Source organism: Nautilia sp. (genome assembly GCF_053994455.1).
Genome location: NZ_JBMYAU010000042.1, coordinates 37,265 through 43,536, shown reverse-complemented (window position 1 = coordinate 43,536; position 6,272 = coordinate 37,265). Strand labels below are relative to the sequence as shown.

General features: G+C 34.0%; 5 protein-coding genes. 2 read left to right on the top strand and 3 right to left on the bottom strand.

All coding sequences use genetic code 11. From position 1 onward, the window contains the following. Together lepA and ACXJIE_RS03015 are read left to right on the top strand one after the other, a co-directional pair. Positions 1 to 1,301 (top strand): translation elongation factor 4 (lepA, locus tag ACXJIE_RS03020; protein WP_456479499.1); only part of this gene is annotated, 1,301 nt, incomplete at its 5' end. Continuing rightward, a complete protein-coding gene (locus ACXJIE_RS03015; RefSeq protein ID WP_456479498.1) occupies positions 1,301 to 2,266 on the top strand; it encodes an AI-2E family transporter in 966 nt (321 codons plus the stop codon). The genes lepA and ACXJIE_RS03015, both read left to right, overlap by 1 nt. A gap of 8 nt (positions 2,267 to 2,274) precedes the next feature. Here the strand turns inward: ACXJIE_RS03015 and ACXJIE_RS03010 are convergent, their stop codons facing one another. The 3 genes from ACXJIE_RS03010 to trpB all read right to left on the bottom strand — a co-directional run bounded on the left by ACXJIE_RS03010 (position 2,275) and on the right by trpB (position 6,233). Further along, entirely contained in the window at positions 2,275 to 2,583 is a 309-nt protein-coding gene (locus tag ACXJIE_RS03010) for an iron-sulfur cluster assembly protein (RefSeq protein ID WP_456479497.1), read from the bottom strand. Positions 2,584 to 2,594: 11 nt separating this feature from the next. Next, positions 2,595 to 4,913 (bottom strand): N-6 DNA methylase, encoded by a 2,319-nt coding sequence (locus ACXJIE_RS03005; RefSeq protein ID WP_456479496.1) that lies wholly within the window; start codon positions 4,911 to 4,913, stop codon positions 2,595 to 2,597. Between the two features lie 108 nt (positions 4,914 to 5,021). Then, positions 5,022 to 6,233 carry a tryptophan synthase subunit beta gene (gene trpB, locus ACXJIE_RS03000; RefSeq protein ID WP_456479495.1) on the bottom strand — a complete coding sequence of 404 codons (1,212 nt, stop codon included), beginning with the start codon at positions 6,231 to 6,233 and terminating at the stop codon, positions 5,022 to 5,024. Positions 6,234 to 6,272: the final 39 nt, after the last annotated feature.

The following is a 6,272-nucleotide window of genomic DNA, read 5'->3' as shown; positions in this document are numbered from 1 at the left end:
CGGGAATAGGGATTGAAGAGCTGCTTGACGCTATAGTTGAGAGAATTCCAGCACCTCAGGGGGACCCTGAGGCTCCAGCCAAAGCTTTGATTTACGACAGCTGGTTTGACAATTATCTTGGGGCCGTGTGTCTTGTAAGAGTATTTGACGGGAGCATCAGGAAAAACCAGGAAGTGCTTGTTATGGGTACTGGTAAAAAGCATAAAGTTTTAGACCTTTACTATCCGCATCCGATTAAAAAGCTAAAAACCGACGAAATCAAAACGGGTGAAATCGGCGTTGTGGTAATGGGACTTAAAAACGTGGCGGATATCAGGGTAGGTGATACGATTACCGATGCCAAAAATCCGGCAAAAGAGCCTGCCGATGAATTTGAAGAGGCCAAAAGCTTCGTGTTTGCAGGGATTTATCCGATTGATACGGATAAATACGACGATTTAAGGGATGCACTTGAAAAACTCAAACTTAACGATGCGTCAATTACGTTTGAGCCTGAAACATCTCAGGCATTAGGATTCGGATTCAGGGTAGGTTTTTTAGGTATGCTTCATATGGAGGTTGTAAAAGAGAGGCTTGAGAGGGAATTTGGAATTGAGCTGATTGCAACCGCTCCGAGCGTTACGTATAAAGTTAAACTGACAGACGGCGAAGAGATAGAAATAAGTAATCCAAGCGAACTTCCCCCTCCTAATAAAATAGATAAAATTTACGAGCCTTATGTTAAAGCCACAATTTTGACCCCTAATGAATTTGTGGGGAATCTGATTCAGTTTTTAAACGAAAAAAGGGGTATTCAGAGCAAAATGGATTATCTAAGCCCTGAGAGGGTGCTTTTAGAATATGAAATACCTCTTAATGAAATAGTTACCGATTTTTATGACAAACTCAAAACTCTTACAAAAGGTTATGCGAGTTTTGATTACGAGCCTATCGGTTACAGGGAAGGCGATCTTGTAAAAATGGATATTAGGGTTGCGGGTGAGCCTGTGGATGCTCTTAGTGTAATCGTTCCAAAAGACAAAGCCGAAAGAAGGGGACGTGAGCTTATCAAGGTGATGAAAGAGTTAATTCCAAGACAGTTGTTTGAAGTAGCGATTCAGGCAAGTATAGGAAATAAAATAATCGCGCGTGAAACGGTAAAAGCTCTCAGAAAAGACGTAACGGCTAAATGTTACGGAGGGGATATAAGCAGGAAAAGAAAACTTCTTGAAAAACAGAAAAAAGGTAAAAAAAGAATGAAAGCCATAGGAAAGGTAAACATTCCTCAAGAAGCGTTTTTGAGCGTTTTAAAGATTGACTGATGTATATTGTTTACATTGCAGCCGCAATTATTACGATTATCGGACTTAAATTTCTTTCCCCTTTTTTAATCTATTTGATTTTATCGCTTTTTTTAACGATGCTGGTTTATCCTTTGGTTACTTTTTTGGAAAAAAGAGGGATTCCTTTAATTGTAGGATATATATTTTCCGCACTGCTTGTTGTTTTGGGATTTGGAATTATGTTTATGGTTATAAATTCTTCTTTAAAAGAGTTTTTGCAAAATGCCTCTTTTTATCAGGAGAAATTTTTAGGGCTTATAGGTGAAATTAACGGGTTTTTAAAAAATTACGGCTTAAAAATAGATTCCGATATCTTAAGCGGCGGTGAAATGATTGTATTGGCAAAAACGTTTTTGGCAAAGGCCGGGAATGTTTTAAAAGGGTTTTTAATCGTATTTATAGGTGTTTCTTTTATGATATTTGAAGCCCGTAATTTTAATAAAAAACTCTCTTTAGTTTTTGCAAACAAACAAATGTTTGAAACGTTTTTTAAAAACACTCAAAAATATTTTATTATAAAAACATTTACTTCTTTTTTAACCGGGTTTTTAGTAACGTTGATGCTTTTATATTTTAAAGTGCCTTATGCATGGCTTTTGGGGATTTTGGCTTTTATTTTCAATTTTATTCCGGTTGTCGGTTCTATTATTGCAGCAATTCCCGGGGTTTTGATCGCATTTGTAACATACGATGTAAGCGTTTTTATTTATGTGAGTATCGGTTATCTTATTATAAACAACGTAGTTTCAAACGTATTAGAACCTAAACTTATGGGTGAAGGGCTGGGACTTTCGCCTGCAGTTGTGTTTTTTTCATTGCTTTTGTGGGGATGGGTTTTTGGTGTTGTAGGAACGTTTTTGGCGGTTCCTTTAACAATGACGCTTAAATTGGCTCTTATGAGCAATGAAAAAACAAAATGGCTTGGTATTTTGCTTTCTAAATAATTTGGAAATTAAGCCCCGCAGGCTGCGGGACCTCCTTTCCAGTATTTTTGCTCTAGTTCTAGGAATTTTTGTTTTTCTTCTTCGCTCATTATTCTTTCATCATATTCAAAATCAAGTCCCATGCTTTTTAAAGGCATTGCGACAGAATTTATAATCTGCTCTCTTATCGGAATATTAGCAAAAGGCCATACAAATGTAGCTTTAACGGTGTTATCTTCAAAATCGATATCCTGTAAAATGCCTAAATTTACCAGGCTTGTGGCGATTGCGGGATGCTGTACGCTTTCGATTGTCTGAATGACTTTAAAAAAATCCATATAATCTCCTTTTATATATTTATAGAATAAGGTAAAGTTTTTATATATTCTTCCATAAATTTCCAATCCGGTTCATTGTTTTTTACAGGAAGTGCAATTTTTTCATTTTTCAATCTTTTAATTCTTACTTGTCTTCCATATCCGTATCTTATCGAAATTTTTCTCAAAAGAGTTGCAATAAAAATCAAATTATATTTGTTTATTAAATTTTTATACTTGTTTTTAGGAATTAAAGAATGAATATTATCATCACTAAAATATTCGTAGCCGTGAAAAAAAACATTTGCCAGCATATCAATGGTGATATTATTTTTAAATAATTTTTTTTCGTTTTTGAATGTTTCATAATCTATAAATTCCGCTATACCGTTATTTAAGGAGGTGGATGTGATAAAAGGTATATTTCCTTTTTTTCTTGAAGTTTTTACTAATCTTTCCCCTTTTTTAAATTCAAAAAATTGTATTAAATCAAAATATTGAAAGTCTTTTTTTAAAGGTATTTTTTTTGTAATTAAACTTTTTGGGGAAATTGATTTGATTTTTTTTAATAAAAACAGATTTCCTACGTAATCGTAAATAAAATTATTAAATTCCTGTTCGCTTATATTAAAATCTATATTTATATAAGCTTCTGCGAGCCATTCATCTTTATGACTTATTTCCTTTTTTATACTGACACCTATTTTTTCATCTTTGTTTCTGTACAAATTTATATATGTGTTTTTTAAAAAGTTCCATTTGTTATAAAAATCAATTCTCCCTTTGTTTTTTACTTTTATAAAGCCGTCGTTTTTAAAATAACCGAAAAATGTTTTATAACCTTTCGGATGAGGCTCTTTTGCTTTTATAACCATTACGCAGGTATTTACGCTGACTTGTGAATTATAAAAAAGTTCATCCGGCATTGAAAATACCGCTTCAAGCGTGTGTTTTTTTAATAATTTTTCTTTTAATAAAAGTTTCTCTTTTTTTTCTTCTATTACACTACTCATAGGAATGATAACAACTCCAATTCCTCCTTTTTCTATCATTTCAAGTCCGTTCAATACAAACTCCAATTCTTCTTTATCGTTTTTTTTATCGGTTTTATACGGAGGATTTAATAATAATGTGTTAGGTTTTAACGGTTTTATTTTTTCTTTAATTTCTTGATTGAAACAACTTCCTTTAAATAATTGACTTCTGCCGTCTCCGTGAATATACATATTTGATGCAAGAATAGTAAAAATGCTGTCTTGATATTCTATACCGATAATTTGTTTTTCTTTAATATGTTGTTCTTTTTCTTTTTCTCCTGCAGCATCAATTATCATTTTTTTCATAGCGCTTATTAAAAATCCGCCGGTTCCTGCACAGATATCTAATACTATACTTTCTTTATTAATATTAGCAATTTCACAAAAAAAATCGGTTATATGAGGAGGTGTTAAAACAATTCCTAATGATTTGTCCGCATTTGCATATCTTAGAAATTCTATGTAAAATTGTCCTAAGGTATCAAAATATTTATATGTTTTTATAAAGGCATTTACATTATTATCTATTTCATTTATTAAATCTTTTAGAATATGTTTTTCTTTAGATAATCGTGTGTGGGTTTTTAAAAATAAAAAAGAGGTTAATATATCATTTAAATACTGATTGTTTTTTATTTTTAATTTGCTTTCTACAGCGTTTAATAAACTCTCAATTAATTTTTTCGGTTCTTCTTCATATTGATAAGAACTGTAAAAAGCTTTGTCGTTTAAAGCTATTAAAATAGCACTTATTAAAAGGGCTCTTTTATTTTCTTCCACTTTATATGAATGTAATTTTGTATTTAATTCTTTAGAGTAAGATAAAAGCTTTTGAAAATCCTGATTGAATTTTCTTTCGTCTTTTTTATAACCTTCTTCATATTCATCAGGGGATAATAATTTATTATCAAAAACTTCGTAAACTTTTGTAGTGTTTTTTAACTGTAAAAAATGGCTGATTTCTAAGTTGTTTTCTTCTTCTCCGCTAACGGCTATTGCTAAAACATCATATTCTTTACTTAAAAATGATGCGTATAAAAGTGCACCGTCAACCGCATATTCCGCATATTTGTCTAAACTTTTACTTTTATGTTTTGTAATATCGGCTTTACATTCTATAACTATTAGAAAATTAGGATTGTTTTTATAAGTTATAATAAATTCGGGATATCCTTTTCCGTTTCCTTTTTTTGAAGCATTTTTTAATAATTTGTCTATTTTTTTATTATCGGATTGTTGTTCTTCCATAATTATATTGTGAAATTTTTGAAAATGTTTTCTTATAATATTTTCGGTTTTTCTTTCATTGGGCATCTAAATGACCTTTTTTGTAAGATTATATCAAAAAATTTTAAATTATCTCTAAACTACTTAATTATCAGATTAAAAGGAGAAAGAGGAAAAATATTATTTGAAAATTTTTCAGAGTTTAATTTCCCTGACTCCGTAGTTTTCAACCACGTAATCGATGTCTTTGTCTCCTCTTCCCGAAAGGTTTACCAGGATGGTGTCGTTCGGTTTTTCTTTTGCGAGCTTCATGGCGTAAGCCACGGCGTGAGCGCTTTCAAGCGCCGGAATTATACCCTCATACTGGCTTAATGCAAAGAATGCGTCGATTGTTTCCTCATCGGTAATTGCGGCTATGTTTAATCTTCCTGTTTCTTTAAGATAGGCCTGTTCAGGTCCCACACCCGGATAATCAAGTCCGCTGGCGATTGAATGAACGGGAGCCGGTTCGCCGTTTTCGTCTTTTAGCATAACGGTATTGAATCCGTGAATAACGCCTTCGTCACCGTACATGAGCGTTGCGGCATGTTCTCCGAGTTTAGTTCCTTTTCCTAAAGGCTCGACCGCATAAAGTTCCACTTCGTCGTCAATAAACCCGCTGAAAATTCCCATGGCGTTGCTTCCGCCGCCTACACACGCCACCACATTATCGGGCAGGAATCCCACCATTTCCATAAACTGCTCTTTTGCTTCAAACCCCACAACGCTTTGAAAATCCCTTACCATCATAGGAAACGGATGAGGTCCCACAACGCTTCCGATTGCGTAAAGTGCGGTGTCTATCTGTTTTACATAGCTTTCAAACGCACTGTCGACGGCTTCTTTTAGTGTTTTAAGCCCGTGAGTGGCCGGAATTACCTCGGCTCCGAGGATTTTCATTCTTACAACGTTCGGATGTTCCTTTTCAATATCCACTTCACCCATATGTATTTCGCACTCAAGTCCGAAATAAGCCGCAGCGGTGGCAAGGGCCACTCCGTGCTGTCCGGCTCCCGTTTCGGCAATAAGTTTCTTTTTGCCCATATATTTCGCAAGCAGGGCTTCAGCCATACAGTGGTTTAGTTTGTGTGCGCCCATGTGGTTTAAATCTTCCCTTTTCAGATATATCTGTGCCCCTCCTAAAGCTTCGGAGAGTCTTTTTGCATGATAAACGGGAGTGGGGCGCCCCTGGTAGTGTTTTCTAATTCTTTTAAGTTCGCTTAAAAAATCGTGCGAACGTCTGAGTTTCATATAAGCTTTTGTAATTCTTTCAAATTCCTCTTTTAAAACGTCCGGAATGTAAGCGCCTCCGAATCTTCCGAAAAAACCTTCACTGTCCGGAAATTTTTGCAAATGTGATTTTTTCATTTTCTCTCCTTTTTTTTTAAATTTTAGCATAACAATTGA